We start from the raw sequence: 25,429 nt of genomic DNA, 5'->3' as shown, positions 1-25,429 counted from the left end.
TGGAACGGTTCGCCTTGGCTATGAAGACAAATTGTCGGACGGGCGTAAGCGCAGGCCTCGGTCCAGCGGCGTCGCGGCGCTCCTCAGCCCAGGCGGGGCGCCTTCTGGCGGCAGCGCTGCAGGGTGGCTCGGGCCTCGGATTCCCCGGCGGAAAGGCGACGCACGGCGTCCAGGCGCGCGCGTGTCTGTTCCGTTTCGGCCACGGCGGGATTGCGACCGGCGACGGTCGCCGCCTGCATGGCCGCCAGCGACCAGTAGAGGGCGGCGTCATAGAGCGAGCGGCCATAACGGCTCTCTCCGCCCTCCAGTTCGGACGCCGCCTGTGTCAAACCGGCGCAACGCACCGCCTCGTCATAGGAGACGAGCCGGGCGCTGGGCGCTGGGGCCGCAGCCTGGGGCGAGGTCTGGGCCTGCGCCGAGGTCTGGGCCAGCGCCATGGCGGCGGTGACGGCAAGGATGAACATCAGAACTCCACAGGCGCGGGGAGCGCCGAACTGGCCCTACTAGAGAACCACGTCCCCGCGAAGGATGAAAGACGTGTTCAGCTAAGCTTCAGGTTGCATCCGGGGCGTCTGGCATGGCGCGGCCCTGATCTGCGAGCCAGCGCAGGAACTGACGGCGGCCTTTCGACATCTCGCCTGCGCCGGGAATGGCCGCCACGGCGCCGTTGTCGCGAGCGAAGCCGAACGGCGCCAGCAGCCGCCCGTCCGCCACCGCCTCGGCTGTCAGCGCCCACGGCAGAACCGCCGCGCCCCAGCCCGCCAGGGCGCCGTCCAGCGCAAAATGCAGATGGGCCACAGGACGCTCGTGCGCATCGGGCAGGCGCCGATCCGTCAGGCGGGCCCAGTCCTTCCACGCCGACAGATGGGTGCGCGGGGCCAGACGCGGCGCGTTCAGGACGTCCATCCGCGCATCGCGCCGGATCAGGGCTGGGGCGATCACCGGCCCGATCGCATTGGGAATGACGCGAATGGCGCCCAGACTGTCGATGCGCGAGGCGTCCAGCAGCCGCAACAGCACATCGGCCCCCCGGCGGCTGACGGCGTGGGGCGCCAGTTCGACCAGATGAACCCGCACCTGCGGATACAGGCGGTTGAAGTCAGCCAGCCGGGGGATCAGCCATTTGACCGCCAGACTGGCGTTGGCGGCGACATGCAGGTCGCGCCCGTCGCTCCGCGCCTCGGCCACGGCGGCGGCGATCTGGTCGAAGGCGGCGGTCAGGCCAGGCAGGAGGCCCCGCCCCGCTTCCGTCAGCGTCAGGGCGTGACGCGGCCCCTCGAACAGGCGCAGGCCCAGTTGCGTCTCCAGCGCCTTGACCTGCCGGCTGACGGCGCTGTGGGTGACGTTCAGCTCGGCCGCCGCGCGGGTCGCGCTGCCGGTGCGCGCCATCGCCTCGAAGGCGCGCAGGGCGTTCAGCGAAGGCAGAGGCGCTGAGGCTGTGAGGTTTTCGAACATCTCGCGTTCGATAGGTCGCTTTCGCCACGCGGGCAAATCCGCTGACACAGCGCGCCATGTCGCGCCTCGCCGTTTCTCGCCTGATCATTCCCGTTCTGGGCCTTGGGATGATCGTTTCCTTCGCCTCCAGCTACTATCTGCTCGGCGTGCTGGCCGAGCCCTTGGCGGCGGGCGTGGGTACAACGCCGGGGGTGGTGTTCACGGCTCTGTCGGGCGCATTTCTGGTCTCGGCGGCGCTCAGCCCGTTCGGCGGGTGTTGGATCGACCGGCGCGGCGGGCGCGAGGTGTTGTCGGCGGCTGCTTTGATCTTCGCTCTGGCGCTGATCCTGCTGGGGCTGGCGCGCGATCCGGTCGTCATGGTCGCGGGCGTGCTGATGCTGGGGGCGGGCATGGGCGTGGGGCTGTACGGCCCCGCCTACGCCGTGCTGGTGGCCCTGCATGGCGAGGCGGCGAAGAAGCCGATCACCGCCGTTTCCCTGCTGGGGGCCTTCGGCGGGGCGTTGGGCTGGCCGCTGACCTTGCTGATGATCGAGACTGTCGGCTGGCGCGGCGCCTGTTTCGTCTGGGCGGGGGCGCATGTCGTGCTGTGTCTGCCGCTCTATTGGGCCGTGCTGCCGGATGGGCGGGCCGGGGGCAGGCCTCCTGCGTCCGGCCGCGTGCGGTGGGACGGGACCATGATCCGGTTGGCCGTCCTGTTCGCCGGAGCCTGGTGGGTGGCTACGGCCATGAGCGCCCATCTGCCGCGTCTGCTGACCCGGCTGGGCTTGAGCGCAGCCGAGGCGGCCATGGCCGCCGGCCTGATGGCGGGCGCGGCCATCGCGGTGCGCCTGATCACCCTGGCGGCGCCGGGCAGGGGCTCGCCCGTTGCGGCGGCGCGGGCGGCGACCCTGCTGCATCCGTTCGGCGCCTTGGTCGCCTTCGTCGGCGGCAAGGGGGCGGCGGGCGCTGTCGCCCTGGGCCAGGGGGCGGGCAACGGCCTGCTGGCGGTGGCCTCGGGAGTCCTGCCGCTGCATCTGTTCGGGCGTGAGAACTATGGCGCGCGACAGGCCCTGATGCTGACGCCCGCCCGTTTCGTTCAGGCGGCTGCTCCGGCGCTTTACGGCGTGGTGCTGGACCGCTCGGCGGGGCTGGCCATGCTGCTGTCCAGCGGGGTCTGTCTGGTCATGTTCGCCATGACCTTCGGGCTCAGACGAAAGCCGGGCCTTTAATTCCCGGCGCGATCAGGCAGAAGGGGGCCATGTTCATGCGCCGCTTCATCCAGCTTCAATTCGGCCTGTGCCTGTATGGCGTCGCCGCCGCCATGATGGTGCGGGCCAACCTGGGCTTGGATCCGTGGAACGTCTTCCATCAGGGTCTGTCGTTGCGCACAGGCATGAGCCTGGGGACCGCCTCCATCCTGATGGGGGTGGTGGTGATGCTGACGTGGATTCCCCTGCGGCAGAAGCCGGGGATCGGCACCCTGTTCAACATCTTCGTCATCGGCCTGTCGATGGACGCGGCTCTCGCGGTCATGCCCGAGATGACGACCCTGCCGCTGCGGCTGGCCTTCATGGCGGGGGGCGTCGTGCTGACGGCGTTGGGCGCCGCGGCCTATATCGGGGCGGGCATGGGGACGGGACCGCGCGACGGCCTGATGGTCGGGTTGAACCAGCGGCTGGGCTGGTCGATCCGCGTGTCGCGGATGCTGATCGAGCTCAGCGTCCTGGCCGGTGGCTGGCTGCTGGGCGGCTCGGTCGGCGTCGGCACGATCGTCTTCGCCGTGGGCATCGGCCCGCTGATCCAGATCTTCCTGCCGTGGTTCCAGGCGTTGGGGCGCGGCGAGAAGCGGGTCGCGCGCGCCTGATCCATCAGCCGCGCTCCCTGGTCTTGCTGAAGACGACCTTGGGGAAGCGTTCGGAGACGTAGCCTGTCTCCCAGCTCGACTTGGCCAGGAAGACCGGGTTCTGGTCGATATCGGCGGCCATCTGGGGGCGGTATTTGCCGGCGAAATCCTCAAGGTCGGCTTTGGCGCCGGACACCCAGCGGGCCTCGGCGTAGGGGCTCGGCTCGAAGACGACGTCCAGGCCGTATTCCTCGCCCAGACGGTCGGCCATGACCTCGAACTGCAGCTGGCCCACGGCGCCGACGATGAAGTCCGCGCCCAGTTCCGGGCGGAACAGCTGGGTCACGCCTTCCTCGGCCAGACCGACCAGCGCCTTTTGCAGGTGTTTGGCCTTCAGCGGGTCCTTGACGCGGACGCGCTGCAGGATTTCCGGGGCGAAGTTGGGCAGGCCTGCAAAGCGCACCAGGCCGCTCTCCGACAGGCTGTCGCCGACGCGCAGCACGCCGTGGTTCGGAATGCCGATGACGTCGCCCGCATAGGCTTCTTCGGCCAGTTCGCGGTCCGAGGCGAAGAACATGATGGGGGCGTTGACCGACAATTGCTTGCCGGTGTTCTGGACCTTCAGCTTCATGCCGCGTTTGAAGCTGCCCGAGGCCATGCGGAACATGGCGATGCGGTCGCGGTGGTTGGGGTCCATGTTCGCTTGAACCTTGAAGACGAAGCCAGTGACTTCGTCCTTGCTGGGTTCGACCGTGATGTCTTCGGGCGCGGGGGCGTTGCGCGTTTCGGGCGGCGCCTCCTTGCGGGCGCTCATCGTCTTGGGCGGCGGCGCCCATTCGCCGATGGCCTTCAGCAGTTCCTCGATGCCGAAGTGGCGCAGGGCCGAGCCCCACAGCACGGGCGTCATGTGGCCTTCCAGAAACGCTTGATGATCGAACGGCTTATAGCCCGCCTCGACCAGTTCCAGCGCATCGACCATGTCGGCCTGCTCGTCGCCCTGGAAGAAGGCGGCGGCCTGATCGAAGGGCAGGGGCGCGGGGTGTTCGCCGTCATTGTCGGCGGTCTTGCGGGTATAGGGCTGGAACCGGCCCTGACCGCCAACCTCGGCCAGACCGCGCAGACGGTTGCCGCTCTCAGCGGGCCACCAGATGGGCGAGGGGTCCAACTGCAGACGCGATGCGATCTCGTCCAGCAGGGCCATCGGGTCCTGCGCCTCGCGGTCCAGCTTGTTGATGAAGGTGATGATCGGGATGTCGCGCAGGCGGCAGACCTCGAACAGCTTCAGCGTCTGCGGCTCGATGCCCTTGGCGGCGTCCAGCACCATGATGGCGCAGTCGGCGGCGGTCAGGGTGCGATAGGTGTCTTCGGAAAAGTCTTCGTGCCCCGGCGTGTCCAGCAGGTTGAACATCTTGCCGTCGTGCTCGAACGTCATGACCGAGGCGGTGACCGAGATGCCCCGTTCCTTCTCGATCTTCATCCAGTCCGAACGGGCGCGGCGGTTTTCGCCGCGCGCCTTGACCGCGCCGGCCGCACGCACGGCGCCGCCCGCCAGCAGGATATGCTCGGTCAACGTCGTCTTACCGGCGTCCGGGTGGGCGATAATGGCGAAGGTCCGACGGCGATCGGCCTCCTGCGCGAGGGTCAATTTGGACATTGAGCTTCCTTTAGGAGGCGCGACCTAGCGCGCCGGGGCTCAATTGTCGACGTTCACGATGGCGTGAGAGACCCTTCGCGTATGAAGGTTATTCGAGGCATGCTCATTTTCGGGAGACGGCGGGCCATGAGTCCGCCGCACTAGGGAAGGGAAACATCATGGCTCTGGTTGATCCGGGCAAGGCCGCGCCTGCACCGAACGCGTCCAAGATTCATCCACTGGTCTGCTTTCTGGCGGGGTTCGGCCTGATCGTCTTGGCGGCGGCGCTGGTGCATACAGTGTTCGGCGTCATTCTCTAGCGCCTTCAGGTCAGGCGGCGTCGGCGGCCTGACCCGGCGCATCGGCGTCGTCTTCGTCGTCAGGCTCGGGTCCTGTTTCCAGCGGAGCCTGGTGCAGGGCCTGTCGCGCGCGGTTGATCATGGCTCGCGCCTGGCGCTTGTAACCGCTGGAATGGGGGCTGTTGGCCACCGGCGTCAGGACCGCGATCGCTTCCGGGTTCATGCCGCGCGCCATATAGGCGTGGGCCAACCGGGTGCGGCAGTCGAAGGACTGCGGCGCCAGGGCGCAGGCGACCTCCAGGGTGGAGATGTCGTTATCTGTCGGATAGCGCGGTTGTCCGTTCCGTACGTCGTTCAGACCTAGATATATACGGAAATCCAGCGGGTCGGCGTCCATCGCCCGGGCGAGATAGACGGAGGCCTGACGACGAAGGTCATTGTCATCGTCTATCGACTCCGCTGCGTCGGTCTGGTCCAGCAGCGCCAGGGCGGCGACGCGCAGGACCTGGGCGTTGCTCGTGTTGGCGTCGAGGCTGGGCGCCAGAGCCGCCAGCGCCAGATCGGGGCGTTGCGACAGTCGGTGGGCGCGGGCGGTGAGCAGACGGCCTATATCGGAGTCCGCGTGAAGTTCGCCCAGGGCGAAGGCCGAGCGGATCAGTTCGGCCCGGTTTTCGCTCGCCTCTTTGCGCTCGCGAGCCCGACGCGCCTTTTGCGCCTCTGATTGAGTTTCGTCGTCGGCCGCTTCCTCGGCCGGGCGTTTGATCGGCTCGTTATCGAGGCGCACATCCAGCCAGATGGCGTCCGCTTGGGCTTTCGACAGCCGACTGATCGCCACCTGGGGATTCGTGACCGCGATCTGGGGCGAGGTCACATTGATGGAGCCGGAAATATACCGCCATACGTCGTCCTGAAGCTGGGCGGGGGTCCGGCCTGTCGCCGCCTGCATGGCGACGACGGAATCCTCTCCCCCAGCCACAGCCGCCAGATAGCGGCCCAGCATTTGGGTGCGTTCGGGCGTGCTCATGAAGTAGTGAGTCATGGCCCAGGCTTGGGCGTAATAGCTATGCGCCGGGTAGCGTCCGGAATCCGAGATGCGCCACTTCAGCACATCCTCCATCTTGGCCCAGGAGCTGAAACCCATTGTCAGAGAGTTCATCCGACCGGGATTGTGCCGTCCGAATTGGATCTTCTTATCGGTCAGGCTGGCGGTCGAGTAGAATTCGGCAAAGCCCTCCACGAACCAGGATGGATAGGCGTTGGCCTGCATCTGGAACATGAAGTGGTGCGCGTATTCGTGGAAGACGACAACGTCACCCATAGAACTGCGCGTATCCACGATAGTGTAGATGCGGCCGCTGTTGGGCGAATAGTAGCCTGCGACCCCCTCGCTGATACCAGGAGACATGCGGTTCATGTCGCGCCGACCCTCGGCCATGAAGATCTCCAGCTTGGGGATCTCATGGTCGGTCGGGATGGGGTAGTAGGTCCTCAGCAGGGCGTCGAAACGCTCGACCTTCTGGGCGTAACGCCGCAGGCTGCCTTCCGAGGTGTCGCCATAGACGATGAAGTGGTCGGTTTCGGCCCGGAGCCATTCCGCCAGTGCCGGCGATGCGGCGAAGCTGCTTAGAGCTGATGCTACGGCCAGCGCCGCGCCGCGCTTCAGGCGAAACCGCATTTTCTTGTTCATCGCCCCTTCGTCCCCCCAAGGCTGAGGAGCAAAACGTAAAGAACGATGGTGTTTTAGGGAAGCCCTAAGCGGCCAGACGGCTCCAGACCGCCTTGTCCGCCGCTACGGCGTTCAGGGCGCCGCGACGCGCGTGCTGGTGCAGGTGACGTAACACGATCTCGGGCAGGGCGCAGAAGCGCGGCTCGACCAGTTCGGGGGCGCAACCGGCCTGCGGCGCCGCGAACAGGGCGGCGCTGACGCCTTCGGCCTTGTGGGCGATCAGCCAGGCCAGACGGCGTGCGCGGGCGGGATCGTTGTGGTGAAGCAGCGGGTCTTCGGAGAACAGCTCGCAGCCCATCTCCAGCACATAGTCGAACGACAGGTTCTCGAACCGACGCACGTCGTGGTTCGGGGCCGGGCAGGCCTCGTCCAGATCGAAGACGACGTCGTTCAGAAGAAACAGCATGGACCGCGCCCGCTCGCAGGACCATTCTGGCCCCATGCGACGGGTTTTAGGGCGCCGCGCTTGCGGTCCGGTTCACGAACGCGGTGAATGGCGCGGTTACTATTCTTTAGGTCGCCCTAACGCGTCTTTAGGTCGCCCTAACGCGCTTTGCGCTGCTTGAGGGCATTTTTAAAGAGGCTCTACCAGCCTTCGGCCTGCTTGAGGGCGGTCTGAAGGGCCCTTTTACGCCGGTGACCTATCGCGAGAGGGTTCAAGACGTTCAGCCCTGCGTCTTCTCGGTCAGGAAGTGGCGGCCCTGACGGTCCTCGATCTCGACGATCCAGAGGTCGGGGTCGTAGCGGCGCTGGCGGTCCAGATAGGCGTCCAGTTCGTTCTCGAACTCACTGGCGATGGGCTGGATCCACAGGGGCTCGCCGTCCTGGCCGGTCGCCTCGGTCCACAGACGGGCGGAGCGGGTCGCGGTGTCATAGGCCTTGACGATGACGGCCCCGGCGCGGGCGTCGCCCTTTTTCACTACCACGGCGTTAGCGCCCTCAAGCTCGGCGCGGCGGATCAGGGCGCCGACCCAGACGTCAGTGGAAAGAAGCAATTGGTTCACCCTGTTTGGACACGGACCCGGAACCGGCGGCGGCTAGGGTGGCTGCATGAAGATAGCGCCGTCGCCCCGCATAGTCAGCAGAACGCTGGCCGCGATCGTCGCCCTGACCCTCGCGGCCGGGACGGCGACCGCTGCCCAGAATCTTGGCTCCGACGTCTACTATGAGCGCGCTTTCGTGCGGGCGGCGCAGGACAAGTGCCGCCTGTTCGAGCCGCGCCTGACGCAGGCGCTGGAGGCGGCGACGCTGCAGGCGCGCGGGGCGGCCTTGCGTGCCGGGCGTCCGGCGAGCGAACTGGCCGCCACGGCCGAGCGGGCCAAGGCGCGGGCCGAGGCTACCCCCTGCAACGACGCCGAGCTGAATCAGGTCAAGACGCGGGTGCGTCACGCCTTCGCCGGATGGTCGCGGGCGGCGCGGATCAACTTCCCCGGCGACAAGGCCGTCTGGAGCGCCGACCGTTTCGAGAGCGCCCACGACGGCTGGCGCCTGTTTCAGGACGGGGCGACCGGCGCCTCGCCCGTGCGCTTCGGTCTGACCGGCAAGGCGCCGCAGGAGGCGCGTCCGGCGGCGGTCGTCTCCTTCGTCGGCAAGCCCCGGCCCTATGCCGCGCGCATCGTCATGCGCGATGCAGCGCGCTCGCCCCGGCCGTGGCTGGGCGCAGACGGCCTGCCGCCGGACGCCGCGCGTCGCGCGGTCTTCGCCGCGGGGGCCGACCTCGCGCCGCGCGATCTGCTGGGCTCAGGCGCGCGGGCGGGCGAGGTCTGGCGCTTTCCCGACAGCGCGGTTGAGGCGCTGGCGACGCTGGATCCGCGCGAGCCCTTCCTGATCGAGTTCCTGTTCCGCGACGACAGCGTGGCGACGGCGCGGTTCGAGGCGGGCGACTTCGCCGCCGCCCGCGCCTTCCTGGCGATGGGCCCGGTTTAACCGCCCGCTTTCGCAGCGGCAGGCGGTTGCGATCCGAGGCGCCGCCGTGTTCCAGTGCGCCCATGTTCGATCCCGCCCTGTTCGCCGCTTTTCTGGTCGCTATCACCATTCTGACCATCACGCCGGGGGTGGACACTGCGATGGTGTTGCGATCGGCGGCGGCCGAGGGCGCGCGTTCAGCCGTCTTCGCCGGGGCGGGCATTCTGCTGGGGTGCCTGATCTGGGGCGCGGCGGTATCGCTGGGGTTCGGCGCGCTGCTGCGGGTGTCGGAGCTGGCCTATACGGCGGTGAAGTGGGCGGGCGCGGCCTATCTGGTCTGGCTGGGTGCGCAGATGCTGTTCAAGCCGCGCCATAGCCTGGGCGAGCCGGGCGCCGCCCCGCCGCCCAGCGCGGCGGTCGCCTTTCGGCGGGGCCTGCTGACCAATCTGCTGAACCCCAAGATCGGCGTCTTCTATGTGACCTTCCTGCCCCAGTTCGTGCCGCCCTCCGTGTCTGAGGGGGCGAATGTGGCGGGCTTCACCTTCTTCCTAGTCGGGGTGCATGTGGCGCTGACCATCGTCTGGTTCGCCGGGCTGATTTTGGCGACGGCGCCGCTGGGCCGCTTTCTTCGTCGTCCGGCTGTGGTGCGCACGATGGACCGGGCGGTCGGCGCGATCTTCATCGGCTTCGGCCTGAAGCTGGCCGCCTCGCGCATCTGACGGCCCTGTTGAGGGGTCAGGTTTCGGCGAGCACGGGCAGGCGCAGGGCGGCGGCCGTGCCCTCGCCCAGGGTGCTGTCCAGGCTCAACGTCCCGCCATGCAACTCGGCCAGGGCGCGGACGAGGGCCAGCCCAAGCCCGGAGCCTTTCGCCTTCTGTTCGGCTTCGCCCGCCTGCTCATAGGGACGCCCCAGCCGCGCCAGATCAGCCTTGGCGATGCCGACGCCGGTGTCGGCGACGATCAGTTCCAGCATGGTCCCCGCCGCCTGCGCCGAGGCCGTGACCGTCCCGCCCGTCGATGTGAACTTCACCGCGTTCGACAGCAGGTTCAGCGTCATCTGCTTCAGCGCCCGACGGTCGGCGCGGATCATCAGCGGTTCGGGCGGCAGGACGGCGTTCAGCGCCACCCCCTTGTCCTCGGCCTGAAGACGCACCAGCGCCAGTCCGGCCGTCACCGCTTCGCGCGCGTCGAAACGCTCCAGCGCCAGTTCATAGCGGTCCGCTTCGATGCGGCTGACGTCCAGCACGTCGTTGATCAAGTCCAGCAGGTGGCCGCCCGCCTCGTGGATCGAGCGGGCGTAGTCGGCGTAGCGCGCCGGAACCGGGCCGAACAGCTCCTGCCGCATGGCGTCCGAAAAGCCGATGACGGCGTTCAGCGGGGTGCGCAGCTCGTGACTCATATGGGCCAGGAAGCGCGACTTGCCGGCGCTCTGGGCCTCGGCCTCCATGCGGGCGGCGTCCAGTTCGGCCTCGCGGGCGTACTGCAAGGTGGCGTCCAGAGCCTGAACGATCAGGCGAGAGCCGCCGTCATCCATGCGCCGCGCCGTCAGGAGGATGCGGCGGTCCAGCGCCAGACGCGGCGTAAAGCGGACCTGGGCCTCGCCCAGATTGCGCGCGCGGGCCAGCGCAGCCAGGACGGCGGGGCGGTCGGCAGGGTCGACGGCCGACAGCAGTCCCTCCTTGAACAGCGGCTCGACCGGCAGGGCGGCGGGCGCTGCGCCATAGGCGGCCAGGGCGCGCAGGTCCTGGTTCAGCGCCAGGGTCAGGGCGGGCTGACCGGCCAGCAAGGTCTCGACTCCGGCCACGTCGGCCTCGGCGACCTCCATCCGGCGGGCCGCGCGGCGGGCGCCGAGGAACAGGGCGGCCGTGGTCGCGCCCGCTGTCATCAGGGCCGAGACACCCGCCGTGGTCGCGGCCGCCATCGGCGCGCCCAATAGCCAGCCGGACAGCAGGCCCGCCCCCGCCGCCCCCGTCGCGGCTATGGCGGCGACCAGCACGCGGCGACGGCCGCCCAGCGCCAGCCCGGCCGCCAAGGGCGCGAACACGAAGCCCGTCAGCGGGCCGCCCGCTCCGCCGCTGAGCGCTGCGCTCGCCAGCGCCGCCAGCGTCCACAGCGTCAACAGGGCCGAACGAGCCTCGTCATCGTCGCGACGCAGCAGGGTCAGCCCTGCCAGCCCTGGCGCGGCCATGACCCCCAGAGCCAGCAGCAGGGGCGCCGCCGTCCCAGCGGCTTCGGCGCCGGTCCCCGCGCCGGTCGCGAACAGGGCCGTCACGCCGACAGCCGCCGCCCAGCCCGCGTGCCAGGCGGCCACGGCGGCGCCATCCCCGGCGTCGTGCACCTCGGGGCGGCGGATCGGATCAAGCAGGGCGGTGTGGGGCTTCAAGGGCGCTGTAGGCGGATGGAATGAAAACAACTGTATATCTAGGCCGCGTCGTTCCAAGTCCCTAGGGCGCTCGCCTGTAGGGGGAGCGGCGTCGGAAGCGCCGTCCCGGTTGTGATCACGGCGGCAGGAGCCTATGTCGCGCCCATGACTTCCGCCGCCGCTCCCGCCCGCTCCATCGACGAGACCCTGGCCGAACTGGTCGAAGAGTTCGACCTGTTGGGCGACTGGGAAGGGCGGATCGAATACGTCATCGACCTGGGCAAGGACCTGCCGCCCCTGCCCGAAGAGGCGCGGATCGAGGCGAACAAGGTGCCGGGCTGCGCGGCCCAGGTCTGGCTGTCGCTTCGCCCCGAAGGCGGGCGGCTGTTCTTCGACGCCGACAGCGACAGCGCCCTGTCCAAGGGCAATATCGCCCTGCTGCTGCGGCTCTATTCGGGGCGTCTGCCGGGCGAGATTCTGGCGTTCGACGCCCGCGCCGCGCTGGACCGGCTGGGCCTGCCCTCGGCCCTGACGCGCCAGCGCGCCAACGGCCTGAACAGCATGGTCGGCCGCATCCGCGAGGCGGCGCTGACGGCGAGTTGACGTCAGAATAGAGCGTCACGCCTTTCCCTCCCCTTCATGGGGAGGGTGACTGAGCCTGTAAGGCGAGGCCGGGTGGGCGGCGAAGCTATTCAGATGCTGAGCCCCGATCGCGAGGCCCTTCCCACCCGGTCGCTGCGCGACCTCCTTCCCCATGAAGGGGAGGGAGAGACGCTGCGTTCGGGCCTACTGTTGCGGGCCCAGGAAGGCGAAGGCCCGCGCATTGCTGAACTTGGCGGTGGCGTCGCCTGCATGGGTGTTGATCTGGTTCTCGCCCAGCTCCAGCCGTTTGACCGGGGCGCGTTCAGAGAAGTCGATCTTCTTCAGGTCCACCCAGAAGGTGTTCGGCGTCAGGGCCGACTCGAAGAAGTACAGCTTGCGCTTGTGATCCACGACGGTGCGCCAGCGGGTCGAGGAGATGTTGGGCTGATCCGGGGTCGAGATGCCGAACGGCACCGAGACGTTGCGGATTACGCTGAACACGCTGGCCACGGCCATGTTCTGGTCTTCGAACTTGGGAATGGCGTTGGCGTAGAAGGAGGCGCGTGCATAGCGGTCGGCGGCCCGGTTGGTGCCCGGCAGCATGACCGTGCCGCCGATGCCCTGCCAATAGGTGTTCAGCGCCAGCTGCTGATCGAAGGTCGGCGAGTTGGTCATCACCTGGTAGTCGCGGCTGTGGTGCACGACCAGCTTGCCGTCGATGTATTCGAAGATGGCGCTGTCGCCGCTGCTGTCCGACAGGGACAGGTGCAGGGTGGTCAGCCGCTCCTGACCCGGCACATTGTCGCTGACCAGGACGAAGGGCTCGTCGCGCAGGCCTTCGACGGCCTCGGCCACGGTGGCGTAGTTGTCCAGCGCATACTGGGCCCAGGCGGCGATGCTGAGGGCGGGCTTGTTCGGGTCGTAGGTCGGGTATTGCGACTCGACCAGCCACAGGACGTTGGCGACCAGACCCATTTCGTTCACGCCGTCGACGGTCGAGATGTCATAGCCGCTGGCGATGACGCTGCCGTATTTGGACGTCCAGGTCAGGGAGTTGGGACCGCCGGAGCCGTCCCGCGCCATGCCGCGCGGAAAGATCCACAGGTTGGTCATGATCTCGTCCTTCCAGTCCATCGACCGGGCCGTGATCACCGCGCCGTCGTGGCCGTGGTAGACAAGGCGCGTGCACGCCTCGGCTGCCGGAACGGCCAGCATGAAGGCGGCGGCCAGGGCGGCGACGCCCTTCTTCATTCCGTTACGCATGTCGTCTCCTTGGGAGTGAGGGGTCGTGAGGGAAGGGTCAGTAGGTCAGCGACAGGCCCAGCACCGGGCCGTGGCGCGTCACCTTCCAGTCGAAGCGCTGGCCGGTGAAGTCATCCTGCTCATAGTTCTGATGCAGCAGGCGATAGCCGGCGTTGATCGAGACCGCGCCCCCCGCCAGCGGGGTGCGATAGGAGGCCAGCGCCTGCCACGACAGGCTGTGGCGGTCGTCGTCGCCCAGACCTCCGGACTCGGCCTGTGCGCGCAGGGTCCAGTGTTCGGACACATCGCCCTCAATTCGAAGGCCCAGCAGCAGGTCGGTCCATTCGGCGCCCTTCTGAGTGGCGCCCAGCGGCGTGTTCAGATCGGCCCGCAGCTTGCTCCAGCGGGCGCCGACCAGCGGCTCCACGCGGAAGCTGCGCATGTCGCCGAAGGCGGTGCGGCCGCCCAGGGGATCTTCCACGAGACGATAAAGGACGCCTGCCGAAACCGTGGTCGATCGGGTGCCCAGCTCGGCCGGGACGCCCATCAGGGACACGCCCTCATTGGTCCTGGCGTATTGATAGTCGACGAAGCCCGCCCAGCGGCCGCGACGCACCTCGATGTCGCCCATGACGACGCTTTCCAATTGGTCGAAGGCGTCCGAGGCGGAGACATCGACCGGCGCCTTGTGCCCGGCCAGCCTGATGTTCCCATCCAGCGAGGTGGCCCAGACATAGGGGCTGACCGTGACGCGCCACGGCTCGCCCGCGCTGGGTTGGGCAAAGGCGGAGGCGCCGCCCGACAGGGCCAGAAGCAAGCCCAGAACATGTGCGGCTGGACGGAAGAATGTCATGGGAATTCTGCTCGCGGCGACCGAAAGGATCGCCTCTGGGTAGAGCATCCATGCTTAAGCAATGATGGATCGACAATCGCTGATTGCATGCCGCAATGTCGCAGTTCGGCCGGATCACCCGATGCCGTAATGCTCCGCCAGCGCCTGCAGCCCCTGTTTGAGCAGGGTCTTGCCCTGACGGCGGCGTAAGGACAGCGCCTGTTCGGTCAGTTGCAGCGACGTGCCGTGGATGCAGACCTGTTCGACCATGGCGCGAAGGCGAGGGCCGCAGGCCTCCAGCGCCGCCTGCACCCGAGTCGAGGCGGAGATGGCGCGGTCGCTGGGCTCGACCCGTCCTGCGCCGCCGCCGGAGCCGCTGCGGGGCAGGCCGTCCCAGCGCATGGTCATGGAGGGGCCAGCGGCGGCGATTTCGGCCTCGGCGCGGAGGCGCTCGCCCGCCGCGACCTCGGCCGGGGTCAGCCAGGGGCGGCCCGACTGGTCCTTGCGCCGCGCCAGCCACAGGATCGGGCTCTCGCCCAGATTGGCGCGGCGCAGCGTCAGGCGGCCGTCTGCTTCCATCACCGCCCGTTCGCCCTCGATGACGCCGGGGCGGCCGGGCGGGGGCGAGGCGGGGACGTGGTCGTTGGCCGCGCGGGGCAGCCAGCCGCCGCCTTCGCGCAGCCGCAGGCCCGGCCGTTCGATCACGGCGCGGAAGGCGGCCTCGTCCAGGGTCAGCACCACCCGGCTGCGCCGGTCGCCGCCGAGACGCAAGGGATAGGCGCCGTTCGCCTGGTCCAGCCAGGCGCCGGGCCGTTGCAGCAGGCTGCGCGCGCGTTCCAGTTGACGGCTCATCGGCGGCCTCCGGTTTCGGGCGCCAGATCGACCAGCGGCAACTCCATCACCGCCCGCAGCGACCCCTCCAGTCCATCCATCAGCGCGTCATAGTCGGGCCGGTCGCGTTCATCCTCGGCCCAGCGGCAGGCCGCGCCCGCCGTCGCCCGGTTCAGGCCGAAGGCGTGGGCCACCCGCTCCAGCGGCCAGCCGAAGGAGACGTGCGCCAGGTACATGGCCGACCAGCGCGCCCGGCAGGCCCGGGGCCGCACCCGCTCGCGCCGCGTCATTTCCGCGACCGGCACCCCCAGGGCCAGACCTGACAGCGACAGGGCGGCGTCCGCCCGGATACGGTCGCCCTCCGTCACCGGCACGCGATAGGGTTCCATGATCTGCGTTTCCTCCCGTCATTCCTGTGGATGCCGCCATTATGAGTGCGTGCGGCGGCTGTGTTAGGAATGTTATCCTATGAGACGTCAGAAACGGTCGTTTCCCCAGGCGGGGTCGGGCATCGGCGGGGGCGGTTGTGCACGCCCCCTGTGGAAGACGCGCCAAAGGTCAACAGGGGAATGCGGCGCCCGTCGTAAATAAATTAACGAATCCTTGACTCGGGACTCTGGACGGCGATTCGCAAATCACCCTACGCGTTCCATATCGGGACCCGTTAACCCTTCTTAAGGTTTTGGCCCGTTAACGTTGGAACAAGGTTACCCGGCCGTATCTCACGTGCGGTCATCCCAAGCTTTGCCTGGAGGGGCATTAATGCGCGTCCTGTTGATCGAAGACGACCACGCGACGGCTCAAAGCATCGAACTGATGCTGAAGTCGGAAGGGTTTAACGTCTACACTACCGACCTGGGTGAGGAAGGCATCGATCTGGGCAAGATCTATGACTACGACCTCATTCTGCTCGACCTAAACCTGCCGGACATGAGCGGGCTTGAGGTTCTGCGCCAGCTGCGCAACGGCAAGATCAATACGCCGGTGATGATCCTTTCGGGCAGCCACGAGATCGACACCAAGGTCAAGACCTTCGGCGGCGGCGCAGACGACTATCTGACCAAGCCCTTCCACAAGGACGAGCTGATCGCGCGCACCCACGCCGTGGTCCGCCGCTCCAAGGGCCACGCCCAGGCGATCATCCACACCGGCGAGATCGCGGTGAACCTGGACGCCAAGACCGTCGAGGTGAACGGCCACCGCGTGCACCTGACCGGCAAGGAATATCAGATGCTGGAGCTGCTCTCCCTGCGTAAGGGCACGACCCTGACCAAGGAGATGTTCCTGAACCACCTGTACGGCGGCATGGACGAGCCGGAGCTGAAGATCATCGACGTCTTCATCTGCAAGCTGCGCAAGAAGCTGGCGACGGCCGCCGGCGGCAAGCACTACATCGAAACCGTCTGGGGCCGCGGCTACGTCCTGCGCGACCCGGCCGAGGGCGCCGCGACCGTCGCCGCCTGAACAGATCCCGCCTGAGCCTCCACTCAGGAACGATCCAGAAACGCCCGCCGATGAACTCGGCGGGCGTTTTTTATGCCCTTCTCCCCCTTGTGGGAGAAGGATTATTGCGCGAACGCCTCCGTCAGCACGCCGAACATCGGATTGGGCCTGCCTGCGTCATTGAACAGCAGGGGGCTGTCCTGGCCGTCGTCGTTCTTGCCGCGGCGCAGCCAGGAGTCGCTGTCGCGCACGCCCCAGACGGTGAAGGCGAAGCGCTGGGCGGTAGGCAGGTCCATGAAGGCCTCGGCCAGTTCGGCCACGCGCGCGCTCTGCTGCTCGCGGCGCTGGGCGCGCGGGCGCAGGTCCGGCATTCGGCCGCCGCGCTTCAATGAAGCATCCAGTTCGGAGACATGGATGGGCAGGCCGAACTGGCGCGCTTCGTTCATGAAGGCGGCGATCTGGCCGCCGGGGATTTCGATATCGAGGTGGGACTGGATGCCGATGCCCTGCACCGGGGCGCCTGCCTTCAGAAGCCGTTCGATCAGACGCAGGAAGGCCGCGCCCTTCTTGGGCGTATTCTCCAGGTTGTAGTCGTTCAGAAACAGGGTCGCCTCGGGCGTGGCGATGCGGGCCTGTTCGAAGGCGCGGATGATATAGGCGTCGATCCCGCCCAGACCCCGGCTCCAGACGCAGTCGCGATAGCCGCTGCCGTCATCCTCGACCGGCTCGTTGACCACGTCCCAACCGACGATCTGGCTGCGCCAGCGCCCGGCCACCTCGGCGATATAGCGGTCGTGTTCGGCGATGAAACGTGGGCGGTCATCGACGATGGCGGTGAACCAGGGATGCTCCTGCGCGTACCAGATCAGGGCGTGGCCGAAGAGGCGGATGTCCAGATCGCGCGCGAAATAGGCGATGCGGTCCGGGGCGTCGAAACGCAGGGAGCCATCTTTTTGCAGGATGTACTCCATCTTCATCTCCCACTCGGGCGTAAGCTGGGAGAAGTGGGTGGAGACGAGGCGGAACCAGTCCTGATCCGACAGCTGGCCGGACATGGCGACCGTGCCGACGGGGAAGGGGGCGACGGACTTCAGCGGGCGAACGGGACCGGTCGGCGGCGGCGCGGGCGCCTCGCCCGCACCGCACGACGCGAGCGCGAGGGTTGAGGCCAGTAAGGCGCGACGGTCGATCACGTCTAGCCCTCGGCGCGGCGACGCAGGCCCATTTCGTCATAGGCGGCGGCCTCGCGCTTGGCGGCGGCCATCAGCTTGTTCAGCCGGGTGGTCTCGGCGACGTGCTCGAACTTCTTCAGTTCTTCAAAGGCGCCGGTCAGGGCGTCGCGGGCGCCTTCCTCCTCAACGGAGACGGCGGCGATCTCGGCCTCGGCATCGAGGCGGCGCTGTCTCCAGCCGTTGAGATAGGCCTGCAGCATCATGCCCGAAGCCGGGTCGAGCCGGGCGTTCTCGCGCTCGATTTCGGCCTCTGCGTCCAGCACGGCGACGCGCATCTCGGCCTCGGCCTTGCGGGCGCTGATTTCGGCCAGGCGCTTCTGCAGCGTCTCGACCTCATAGTTTGAGATGCGGATCAGGGATTGGGCCCAGGCCGTCATGCGTCGTCTCCCGCGATCATTGGTCCACCATGCCCTGGTTCAGGATGGTTTCAAGTCTGTCGAAACTGTCGTTCAGGCGCGTCACGTCGTCCTTGTCCTGGGTCAAGAAGCCTTCCAGGGCCGGGTTCAGGGCGATGGCGCGGTCGACGATGGGGTCGGCCCCGGTGCGATAGGCGCCGATGCGGATCAGTTCTTCCATATTGGAATAGGCGCTCAGGCACTGACGCGCGCGGCGGTTCAGTTCGCGCTCGGGCGGCGACTGATTGCCGGGCATGGTGCGGCTGACGGACTTCAACACGTCGATGGCGGGGAAGCGGCCGCGCTCGGCGATCTTGCGGTCCATGACGATGTGGCCGTCCAGAATGCCGCGCACGGCGTCGGCGATCGGCTCGTCATGGTCGCCGCCGTCCACCAGCACGGTGAACAGGGCGGTGATCGGCCCCGCCTCCGTGCCGTCCGGGCGGATCGGCCCCGGTCCCGCGCGCTCCAACAGCTTGGGCAATTCAGTGAAGACGGTGGGGGTGTAGCCCTTGGTCGTCGGCGGCTCGCCCGCCGCCAGGCCGATCTCGCGCTGGGCCATGGCGAAGCGGGTGACGCTGTCCATCAGGCACAGCACCTCCAGCCCCTGATCGCGGAAGAACTCGGCCACGGCCATGGTCATATAGGCCGCCTGACGCCGCTTCAGCGCAGGCTCGTCACTGGTGGCGACCACGACGACAGCGCGCTTCAGCCCTTCTTCGCCGAGAGTCTCTTCGATGAACTCGCGGACCTCGCGGCCCCGTTCGCCGATCAGGCCGACGACGACGACGTCGCAGGTCGCCTGACGCGCCAGCATGGACAGCAGCACCGACTTGCCCACGCCGGAACCGGCGAAAATGCCCAGGCGCTGGCCCCGGCTGGTGGTGGTGAAGACGTCCATCGCCCGCACGCCCAGATCCAGCCGTTCGCCCACCCGGCCGCGCGAATGGGCGGGCGGCGGCGGCGCGCGCAAGGGGTAGGGAACGAGGCCCGGCGTCAGCGGACCCGCGCCGTCGATCGGCTCGCCGAAGGAGTCGATGATGCGGCCTAGCCAGGCGGCGGTAGGGCGCACGCTGGCGGCGGCGTTGATGATGCGGATGTCGGCGCCCGGCGCCACGCCCTCGACCGGGCCGAAGGGCATCAGCAGGGCCTTGGCCTCGCGAAAGCCGACGACCTCGGCGGGCAGGGGCGGCTGGCCGCGCCGCTCGATCTCGGCGCGGGCGCCGACGGCCAGACGCGACAGGCCGCCACGCGACTCGATCAGCAGGCCGCTGACGCCCGCCACCTTGCCGGTGACGACCAGCGGGTCGATCGCTTCGACGGCGGCGACAAGATTACGCAAGGAGGGCCCCCAGGCCGCGAGCCGCGCGACCGTTCCCAGTCATGGTGCTGCATCATGGTTAATGGTCAATGAAGCTTAGACTGATCATTCAACTTCTGATTGCAAGTAACGAAGATGAAACCTTTCAAGCGCCTCTGTTATCCACAGGCTTATCCAGTCCATCGCCGTTATTCTGAAGGGGGGCGGTTCGGATGTTCAATGCAGGTCGTCGACAAAAACTGGCTGCGGATATTGAGCGGCTTGGGGAACTGGATCGTCGGATGGCGGCCATCGGGCGGTCCCAGGCGGTGATCGAGTTCGACCTTGACGGCACGATCCGGGACGCCAACGAAAACCTGCTCCAAACGATGGGCTACGGCATGGACGAGATCCGGGGACAGCATCACCGGATGTTCATGGACCCGGCCGAGGCGGCGTCAGCGGACTATCTGGCGTTCTGGCGAGAGTTGAACGAGGGGCGCTTTGTCGCCCGCAAATTCCGCCGCATCGCCAAGGGCGGGCGCGAGGTCTGGCTGGAAGCCTCCTATAATCCCGTGTTGGACGAGGCGGGGCGGCCGCTGAAGGTGGTCAAGCTGGCTGTCGACATCACCAAGGCTGAACAGGCCGCCCAGCGGGCCGAGCAGGAGCGTCTGGCGGCTGAGGCGGCGCAGGCCAGACTGGTCGGCGCCCTGGCGGAACAACTGTCCCGCCTGTCGGATGGCGATCTGATGGCCGCTATCGAACAGGATATGGACGGCGCCCATCAGGCGGTGAAGGCGGACTTCAACGGCGCTGTGTCCAGTCTCAGGACTGCGCTTGAAAAGGTCCTTTCGGCGGTGACGACCCTGCGGGGCGGCTCGGACGAGATCAGTCAGGCGTCGGACGACCTGTCGCGACGCACCGAACAACAGGCGGCCAGTCTGGAAGAGACAGCGGCGGCGCTGGACCAGATCACCGCCACTGTCCAGCGCAGCGCCGAGGGCGCCCGGCAGGCGGCCTCCGTCGCCGCCAAGGCCCATGCCGAAGCCGGTCGCTCGGGCGAGATCATGGGGCGGGCGGTGGCGGCTATGGACGGCATCAGCCGCCGCTCATCCGAGATCAGCGACATCGTCGGAGTGATCGACGAGATCGCCTTCCAGACCAACCTCCTGGCGTTGAATGCGGGGGTTGAGGCGGCGCGAGCGGGCGACAGCGGGCGCGGGTTCGCCGTGGTGGCGTCTGAGGTGCGGGCGCTGGCCCAGCGGTCGGCTGAGGCCGCCAAGGAGATCAAGGCTCTGATCTCGGCTTCCGGAGCCGAGGTGGCGCAGGGCGTCGAACTGGTCGCCGAGACCGGCCGCGCGCTGGGGACCATCGCCGAACAGGTCAATGAGATGGACGGGCTGGTCGCCGAAATCGCCGCCTCGGCCCAGGAACAGGCCTCGGGTCTGGGCCAGGTCAATCAGGCGGTGAACCAGATGGATCAGGTCACGCAACAGAACGCCGCCATGGTCGAGCAGACGACGGCCGCCGCCGCCAACCTGAAGACCGAGGCCGAGCATCTGGCCGAACTGGTCGGACGGTTCCGCACGGGCGCCGAGGGCGGCGCGGTGCGCGCGTTGAAGACCTATGGCGGCCTGCCGCCCGCGCTGGAGGCGCAGCGCGCCCGTCTCCGTGCGGTCGTCAACGGCCCGGCCGCCGAGGAATGGACCGAGTTCTAGGCGTTGAGATTAGGCCGGGGCGGCCGGATCCTGCAACGGCTGTTCGTCTGACGGCGAGGTCAGCACGGCGCCGACCGAGGCGGCGATGATGGCGGCGATGGCCAGCCACTGCTGGCTGGTGAGGTGCTCGCCCAGCACGAACAGGCCCGCCAGGGCGCCAATGGCCGGATCGCCGCTGACCGCCACGCCGAAGGTGCGCTTGGGAATATGGCGCAGGGCGACCATGTCCAGCGTGTAGGGCAGGGCGCTGGACACGAGGGCGACGATGAGACCAAGCGCCAGAATCTTGGGGTCCAGAAGGCTCATGCCCGCGCCGGCGACGCCGAAAGGCACGACGGTCATGGCGGCGAAGGTCATGCCGATGGCGACGGTCGAGCCGCTGGGCAGATGGCTGACCCGTTTGCCGAAGACGATATAGCCCGCCCAGAACACCGCCGCCCCCGCCGCATAGGCGCAGCCGATCGGATCAAGCCCCGACACGTTTCCATCCAGCGGCAGAAGCAGAACCAGACCCAGCACCGCCAGTCCGACCCAGACGAAGTGGATCAGCCGCCGCGAGTTGAACAGGGCGATCGACAGCGGCCCCATGAACTCGATCGCCAGGGCCACCCCCAGCGGAATGGTGTTCAGCGCCATGTAGAAGCTGAGGTTCATCAGCCCCATCACCACGCCGTAGACCGCCAGGGCGCGCAGGTCGCTGGTGGTGAAGGCGCTGCGCCAGGGACGAAAAACCGCCAGCAGGACGATGGCCGACAGCCCGACGCGCAGGCCCGCCGTCCCGGCCGGTCCCACCATCGGATAAAGCGTCTTGGCGAAGGAGGTGCCGGCCGAAAGCGACACCATGCCGCCGATCAGAGCGAGATAGGGCAGGACCGCTGACAGGCGCGGATGGCGAAGGACGAGGACCGGGGAGGACATGGCCGGCAATCTATCGAAAAGCCGCTCGTTTTTCTTGGCGATTTCGCCTGCCATGCTGCAAGAAACACGCGTATTGTCAGTCATTATGCAAGAAAACGTCGACCTCGATTCCTTTGACCGTCGCCTGCTGGCCCTGGTGCGCCGCGACAATCTCCAGCCAGCGCGCGTGCTGGCGGACAAGGTCGGCCTGTCGGAATCGGCGGTGTCGCGGCGGTTGCGGCGGCTGCGAGACGAGGGGATCATCATCGCCGATGTCGCGGTGGTCGATCCGGCTCGGCTGGCGCGCGTCCTGACCATGCACGTCCTGGTCGAGATGGAGCGCGAGGGCACGGCGGTTCTGGACGCCCTGATCGACAAGCTGACCGCCCGCCCTGAAGTGCAGGCGGCCTGGTATGTGACCGGCGACACTGACCTGATCCTCTACGTCGTGGTGCCGACGATGGAGGCCTATGAAGTCTTCACGCGTGAAATGCTGAACGACGACGCCCGCGTGCGCGCATTCAAGACGCTGATTTCAATCAGGGAAGTGCTCCCGTTCGACCCGGCGCGACGGGCGCTGGCGCGATGAAGCCCGGTTTCCGGTCCTGTTTCAGTTTCGCCGCTGAATCGCCTTGAGAATCCGGATAGGTTGACATCATGCATGGTCGTTTTCCGATCCTCTATATCGCCGAGGCGGACGCCGAAGAGGCGGTCCTGTCGTCCGGGGCGCTGGCCCAGCTGGTCGAGGCGATCCCGCAGGCGACCTTCACCGTCGTCGGCTCTCCGGCCAGCGCGCCGCTGTTCGCCGATCTGCCGCGTCTTCAGCGGCTGATCACGCTGGATCGCGACGGGCGCTGGGACTGGATCGCCCTGTGGAACCAGGTGCGCGAGACGAACTGGGGTCTGGTGGTCGACATGCGCGGCTCGACCCTGTCAGGCAAGCTGCGGCGCCAGCGGCGTGCGGTTAGAGGTAAGACCCTGCCGGGGGTGCATCTGGTCGAACAGGCGGCGCGGACCCTGCAACTGGACGAGATTCCGGCCCCGAAACTGTTCATCGAGCGGGATACGCAGGAAGCCGCCGACGCCCTGATCCCGGCAGGCGACGGACCGATCCTGGCCATCGGGCCGGGCGCCGACTGGATCGGCAAGCGCTGGCCCGCCGATCGTTACGCCAAGATCGCCATTTCCCTGCTGGGCGAGGGCGGGCCGCTGGCGGGCGGGCGGCTGATGATCGTGGGCGAGGAGGCGGACCGCGATGCGGCCCAGACCATCCGCTCGGCGGTCAAACGCGACCGGGTGATCGAGCTTCAGGGGCGGTTGACGCGCCTGCAGACGGCTGCGGCCCTGTCGCATGCGGACCTCTATCTGGGCGGCGACTCCCTGTGGACGCAGCTGGCCGTGGCGGCGGGCGTGCCGGCTGTGGCGGTGTTCGGCCCCTCGGACGAGACGTTGAAGCGCCCGTGGACCGGCGTCGCCGTGCGCGGCCCGCGCAGCCTGCAAGAGTTCCGCGAACTGGACCCGCGCCTGAACCAGCACATCCAGCACATGATGGACCTGCCCTATGAGCGCGTGTTGAAGGCGGCGAAAAGGCTGCTGGCGGAACGGGCCACCTGACCCCCTCGGCTTGCGTCTCCAAGCCTTCGGCGCGCATAAGCGCCGGAACTTCAGGAGATGCGCGCGATGACCCAGACCTATGACCTGATCGTTCGGGGCGGCGAGGTGGCCAACCACGCCGGGCGGGGCAAGGCCGATGTCGGCGTCATCGACGGCCGCATCGCCTTCATCGGCGATCTGTCGCAGGCCTCGGCCGGAGAGGTGTTCGACGCGACGGGCCTGACCGTGCTGCCGGGCGTCATCGACACCCAGGTCCACTTCCGCGAGCCGGGTCTGGAATGGAAGGAAGACCTGGAGACCGGCAGCCGCGCGGCGGCGCTGGGCGGCGTCGTGGCCGTGTTCGAGATGCCGAACACCAATCCCAACACCACCGATCCCGACACCATGGCCGACAAGCTGGCGCGGGCGCGTGACCGGATGTGGACCGACCACGCCTTCTACGTCGGCGGCACGCATGAGAACGCCGACCATCTGGCCGATCTGGAGCGCCTGCCGGGCTGCTGCGGGGTCAAGGTCTTCATGGGCGCCTCGACCGGCGACCTGCTGATCGCCGACGACGAGGGGGTGCGCAAGGTTCTGTCGAACGTGCGCCGTCGCGCCACCTTCCACTCGGAAGACGAATACCGCCTGGTCGAGCGCCGCAACCTGGCCCGCACCGGCGACTGGACCAGCCACCCGGAAGTCCGCGACGCCGAAAGCGCCATCATGTCCACGCGCCGTCTGGTCGGGCTGGCGAAAGAGACCGGCGCCCGCATCCACGTCCTGCACGTGACGACTAAGGATGAGATGGAGTTCCTGCGCTTCCACAAGGACGTCGCCACCGTCGAGATCACGCCCCAGCACCTGACCCTGGTCGCGCCGGAAGCCTATCAGCGCCTCGGCGCCTACGCCCAGATGAACCCGCCGATCCGGTCGCAGGAGCACGTCGACGCCCTGTGGCTGTGGGGGATGCAGCAGGGCGTGGCCGATGTGCTGGGCTCGGACCACGCGCCGCACACGAAGGAAGAAAAGTCCAAGCCCTATCCGGCCTCGCCCTCGGGCATGCCGGGGGTGCAGACCCTGGTGCCGCTGATGCTGACCCACGTGGCCGAGGGCCGCCTGTCGCTGGAGCGCTTCATCGACCTGACCTCGGGCGGGGCGCAGCGGGTGTTCGGGACGGCCAACAAGGGCCGCATGGCCGTCAGCTATGACGCCGACCTGACCATCGTCGACCTGAAGGCGAAGAAGACCATCACGCATGACCAGCAGGCCACGCGCTGCGGCTGGACGCCCTTCGACGGCTTCGAGGCGACGGGCTGGCCGGTCGCCACCATCGTGCGCGGCCGCGTGGTGATGAAGGACGGCGAACTGATCGGTCAGGCGCATGGCCAGCCGGTACGGTTCCAGGAGACGCTGGCGGGGTGAGCGGTCCCAAGCCTCAACTCGGCTTGATCGGCTTCGGCGCCTTCGGGCGGCTGACGGCCAAGCATCTGGCGCCGTGGTTCGACATTGTCGCCCATGATCCGGCGGCGAGCGACGGCGATGGGCTGGCGCGGCTGACGACGCTGGAAGAGGCCGCCGCCTGTCCGGTGGTGGTGCTGGCCGTGCCGGTCGGGGTTCTGGCCGAGACGGTCGCGGCGATCGCGCCATTCGTGACGCCGGGCGCCCTGATCCTCGACGTGGGGTCGGTGAAGGTGAAGCCGGCGCACGTCATGCTCGACGGCCTGCCGCAAGGGGTTCAGATCGTCGGAACCCACCCCCTGTTCGGCCCCCAGAGCGGCAAGGACGGCATCGCCGGTCTGCGCATCGCCGTCTGCCCGGTGCGCGGCGACAAGGCGGCTTGGCGGGTCGCTGCCTTCTGTCGCCGGATGCTGGCGTTGAAGGTCTTCGTCGTCAGTCCTGAGGATCATGACCGCGAGGCGGCGACGGTGCAGGGTCTGACCCATCTGATCGCCAAGGTGCTGCTGGCGATGGAGCCGCTGCCGACGCGGATGACCACCACCAGTTTCGAGCGGGTCATGCAGGGCGTCGACATGGTCCGCCACGACAGCGCTGCGGTTTTCCGCGCCATCGAACACGACAACCCCTTCGCCGCCGAGGTCCGCCGCCGCTTCTTCGATCTGGCCGAACAGGCGCGGGCGGAACTGGACGACTGAGTCTGGC

The 25,429-nt window shown here is 68.0% G+C and carries 27 protein-coding genes; 12 read left to right on the top strand and 15 right to left on the bottom strand.

Features of this window, described 5'->3' with window-relative positions; all coding sequences use genetic code 11:
- Window positions 1-83: 83 nt before the first annotated feature.
- Together D1604_RS09195 and D1604_RS09190 are read right to left on the bottom strand one after the other, a co-directional pair.
- The gene (locus tag D1604_RS09195) at window positions 84-464 is read right to left on the bottom strand and encodes a hypothetical protein (protein WP_024353542.1); all 381 of its coding nucleotides are present in this window, start codon (window positions 462-464) and stop codon (window positions 84-86) included.
- An 88-nt stretch (window positions 465-552) separates the two neighbouring features.
- Window positions 553-1,455: a LysR family transcriptional regulator gene (locus D1604_RS09190; RefSeq protein ID WP_119413051.1), complete on the bottom strand. Its 903-nt coding sequence runs from the start codon at window positions 1,453-1,455 to the stop codon at window positions 553-555.
- Between the two features lie 56 nt (window positions 1,456-1,511).
- On the opposite strand from D1604_RS09190, the gene D1604_RS09185 reads away from it, so the two are divergent.
- Complete coding sequence (locus D1604_RS09185) at window positions 1,512-2,663, top strand: MFS transporter (RefSeq protein WP_119413050.1); 1,152 nt, start codon at window positions 1,512-1,514, stop codon at window positions 2,661-2,663.
- Window positions 2,664-2,692: 29 nt separating this feature from the next.
- Complete coding sequence (gene yczE / locus D1604_RS09180; RefSeq protein WP_024353539.1) at window positions 2,693-3,298, top strand: membrane protein YczE; 606 nt, start codon at window positions 2,693-2,695, stop codon at window positions 3,296-3,298.
- A gap of 4 nt (window positions 3,299-3,302) precedes the next feature.
- Here yczE and D1604_RS09175 read toward each other — a convergent pair whose 3' ends face one another.
- Window positions 3,303-4,931, bottom strand: a complete 1,629-nt coding sequence (locus D1604_RS09175) for a peptide chain release factor 3 (RefSeq protein WP_119413049.1) — start codon at window positions 4,929-4,931, stop codon at window positions 3,303-3,305.
- Between the two features lie 158 nt (window positions 4,932-5,089).
- Between D1604_RS09175 and D1604_RS15805 the strand changes: the two genes are divergently transcribed.
- Window positions 5,090-5,230, top strand: coding sequence for a hypothetical protein (locus D1604_RS15805; protein WP_169469175.1), 141 nt, complete (start codon window positions 5,090-5,092; stop codon window positions 5,228-5,230).
- 10 nt (window positions 5,231-5,240) lie between these two features.
- Here D1604_RS15805 and D1604_RS09170 read toward each other — a convergent pair whose 3' ends face one another.
- The 3 genes from D1604_RS09170 to D1604_RS09160 form a co-directional block, all read right to left on the bottom strand.
- On the bottom strand, window positions 5,241-6,896 hold the full coding sequence (locus D1604_RS09170) for a DUF1570 domain-containing protein (protein WP_119413048.1): 1,656 nt from the start codon (window positions 6,894-6,896) through the stop codon (window positions 5,241-5,243).
- A 64-nt stretch (window positions 6,897-6,960) separates the two neighbouring features.
- Window positions 6,961-7,341: a hypothetical protein gene (locus tag D1604_RS09165; protein WP_119413047.1), complete on the bottom strand. Its 381-nt coding sequence runs from the start codon at window positions 7,339-7,341 to the stop codon at window positions 6,961-6,963.
- Window positions 7,342-7,600: 259 nt separating this feature from the next.
- A complete protein-coding gene (locus tag D1604_RS09160; protein ID WP_119413046.1) occupies window positions 7,601-7,930 on the bottom strand; it encodes a DUF1491 family protein in 330 nt (109 codons plus the stop codon).
- A gap of 55 nt (window positions 7,931-7,985) precedes the next feature.
- Between D1604_RS09160 and D1604_RS09155 the strand changes: the two genes are divergently transcribed.
- Window positions 7,986-8,861, top strand: coding sequence for a hypothetical protein (locus D1604_RS09155; RefSeq protein WP_119413045.1), 876 nt, complete (start codon window positions 7,986-7,988; stop codon window positions 8,859-8,861).
- 62 nt (window positions 8,862-8,923) lie between these two features.
- Entirely contained in the window at window positions 8,924-9,559 is a 636-nt protein-coding gene (locus D1604_RS09150) for a LysE family translocator (RefSeq protein WP_119413044.1), read from the top strand.
- 16 nt (window positions 9,560-9,575) lie between these two features.
- Here D1604_RS09150 and D1604_RS09145 read toward each other — a convergent pair whose 3' ends face one another.
- Entirely contained in the window at window positions 9,576-11,222 is a 1,647-nt protein-coding gene (locus D1604_RS09145; RefSeq protein WP_233552010.1) for a sensor histidine kinase, read from the bottom strand.
- Between the two features lie 144 nt (window positions 11,223-11,366).
- Here D1604_RS09145 and D1604_RS09140 point away from each other — a divergent pair, with 144 nt between their 5' ends.
- Window positions 11,367-11,804 carry a SufE family protein gene (locus D1604_RS09140; protein ID WP_119413074.1) on the top strand — a complete coding sequence of 146 codons (438 nt, stop codon included), beginning with the start codon at window positions 11,367-11,369 and terminating at the stop codon, window positions 11,802-11,804.
- Between the two features lie 183 nt (window positions 11,805-11,987).
- On the opposite strand, the gene D1604_RS09135 is transcribed toward D1604_RS09140, so the two are convergent.
- The 4 genes from D1604_RS09135 to D1604_RS09120 form a co-directional block, all read right to left on the bottom strand.
- Window positions 11,988-13,046 (bottom strand): linear amide C-N hydrolase, encoded by a 1,059-nt coding sequence (locus D1604_RS09135; RefSeq protein ID WP_233552008.1) that lies wholly within the window; start codon window positions 13,044-13,046, stop codon window positions 11,988-11,990.
- Between the two features lie 37 nt (window positions 13,047-13,083).
- Window positions 13,084-13,878: a hypothetical protein gene (locus D1604_RS09130; protein ID WP_119413042.1), complete on the bottom strand. Its 795-nt coding sequence runs from the start codon at window positions 13,876-13,878 to the stop codon at window positions 13,084-13,086.
- A 114-nt stretch (window positions 13,879-13,992) separates the two neighbouring features.
- A complete protein-coding gene (locus D1604_RS09125) occupies window positions 13,993-14,709 on the bottom strand; it encodes a DUF6456 domain-containing protein (protein WP_119413041.1) in 717 nt (238 codons plus the stop codon).
- Window positions 14,706-15,077 carry a chromosomal replication initiator protein DnaA gene (locus D1604_RS09120; protein ID WP_024353527.1) on the bottom strand — a complete coding sequence of 124 codons (372 nt, stop codon included), beginning with the start codon at window positions 15,075-15,077 and terminating at the stop codon, window positions 14,706-14,708. Before D1604_RS09120 ends, D1604_RS09125 begins: the two co-directional genes overlap by 4 nt.
- A gap of 373 nt (window positions 15,078-15,450) precedes the next feature.
- Here D1604_RS09120 and ctrA point away from each other — a divergent pair, with 373 nt between their 5' ends.
- Entirely contained in the window at window positions 15,451-16,152 is a 702-nt protein-coding gene (ctrA, locus tag D1604_RS09115; protein WP_024353526.1) for a response regulator transcription factor CtrA, read from the top strand.
- A 101-nt stretch (window positions 16,153-16,253) separates the two neighbouring features.
- Here the strand turns inward: ctrA and D1604_RS09110 are convergent, their stop codons facing one another.
- The 3 genes from D1604_RS09110 to fliI are packed head-to-tail and all read right to left on the bottom strand — an operon-like array spanning window position 16,254 to window position 19,100.
- Window positions 16,254-17,324 (bottom strand): endo-1,4-beta-xylanase, encoded by a 1,071-nt coding sequence (locus D1604_RS09110; protein WP_119413040.1) that lies wholly within the window; start codon window positions 17,322-17,324, stop codon window positions 16,254-16,256.
- A 2-nt stretch (window positions 17,325-17,326) separates the two neighbouring features.
- On the bottom strand, window positions 17,327-17,740 hold the full coding sequence (locus D1604_RS09105; RefSeq protein ID WP_119413039.1) for a flagellar export protein FliJ: 414 nt from the start codon (window positions 17,738-17,740) through the stop codon (window positions 17,327-17,329).
- 16 nt (window positions 17,741-17,756) lie between these two features.
- Window positions 17,757-19,100, bottom strand: a complete 1,344-nt coding sequence (gene fliI / locus D1604_RS09100; RefSeq protein WP_119413038.1) for a flagellar protein export ATPase FliI — start codon at window positions 19,098-19,100, stop codon at window positions 17,757-17,759.
- A 260-nt stretch (window positions 19,101-19,360) separates the two neighbouring features.
- On the opposite strand from fliI, the gene D1604_RS09095 reads away from it, so the two are divergent.
- Window positions 19,361-20,776 carry a methyl-accepting chemotaxis protein gene (locus tag D1604_RS09095; protein WP_119413037.1) on the top strand — a complete coding sequence of 472 codons (1,416 nt, stop codon included), beginning with the start codon at window positions 19,361-19,363 and terminating at the stop codon, window positions 20,774-20,776.
- Between the two features lie 9 nt (window positions 20,777-20,785).
- Here D1604_RS09095 and D1604_RS09090 read toward each other — a convergent pair whose 3' ends face one another.
- Window positions 20,786-21,694 (bottom strand): EamA family transporter, encoded by a 909-nt coding sequence (locus D1604_RS09090; protein WP_119413073.1) that lies wholly within the window; start codon window positions 21,692-21,694, stop codon window positions 20,786-20,788.
- Window positions 21,695-21,779: 85 nt separating this feature from the next.
- On the opposite strand from D1604_RS09090, the gene D1604_RS09085 reads away from it, so the two are divergent.
- From D1604_RS09085 to D1604_RS09070, 4 genes are all read left to right on the top strand, one after another.
- Window positions 21,780-22,262 carry an Lrp/AsnC family transcriptional regulator gene (locus D1604_RS09085; RefSeq protein WP_119413036.1) on the top strand — a complete coding sequence of 161 codons (483 nt, stop codon included), beginning with the start codon at window positions 21,780-21,782 and terminating at the stop codon, window positions 22,260-22,262.
- Between the two features lie 68 nt (window positions 22,263-22,330).
- Entirely contained in the window at window positions 22,331-23,287 is a 957-nt protein-coding gene (locus D1604_RS09080; protein WP_119413035.1) for a glycosyltransferase family 9 protein, read from the top strand.
- A 66-nt stretch (window positions 23,288-23,353) separates the two neighbouring features.
- Window positions 23,354-24,691 carry a dihydroorotase gene (locus tag D1604_RS09075; protein WP_119413072.1) on the top strand — a complete coding sequence of 446 codons (1,338 nt, stop codon included), beginning with the start codon at window positions 23,354-23,356 and terminating at the stop codon, window positions 24,689-24,691.
- The gene (locus D1604_RS09070) at window positions 24,688-25,422 is read left to right on the top strand and encodes a prephenate dehydrogenase/arogenate dehydrogenase family protein (protein WP_119413034.1); all 735 of its coding nucleotides are present in this window, start codon (window positions 24,688-24,690) and stop codon (window positions 25,420-25,422) included. Before D1604_RS09075 ends, D1604_RS09070 begins: the two co-directional genes overlap by 4 nt.
- Window positions 25,423-25,429 lie beyond the last annotated feature (7 nt).

The organism is Brevundimonas sp. LPMIX5, from assembly GCF_003576505.1.
Classification (GTDB): Bacteria; Pseudomonadota; Alphaproteobacteria; order Caulobacterales; family Caulobacteraceae; genus Brevundimonas; species Brevundimonas naejangsanensis.
This window is presented reverse-complemented; position numbering and strand designations above follow the sequence as displayed.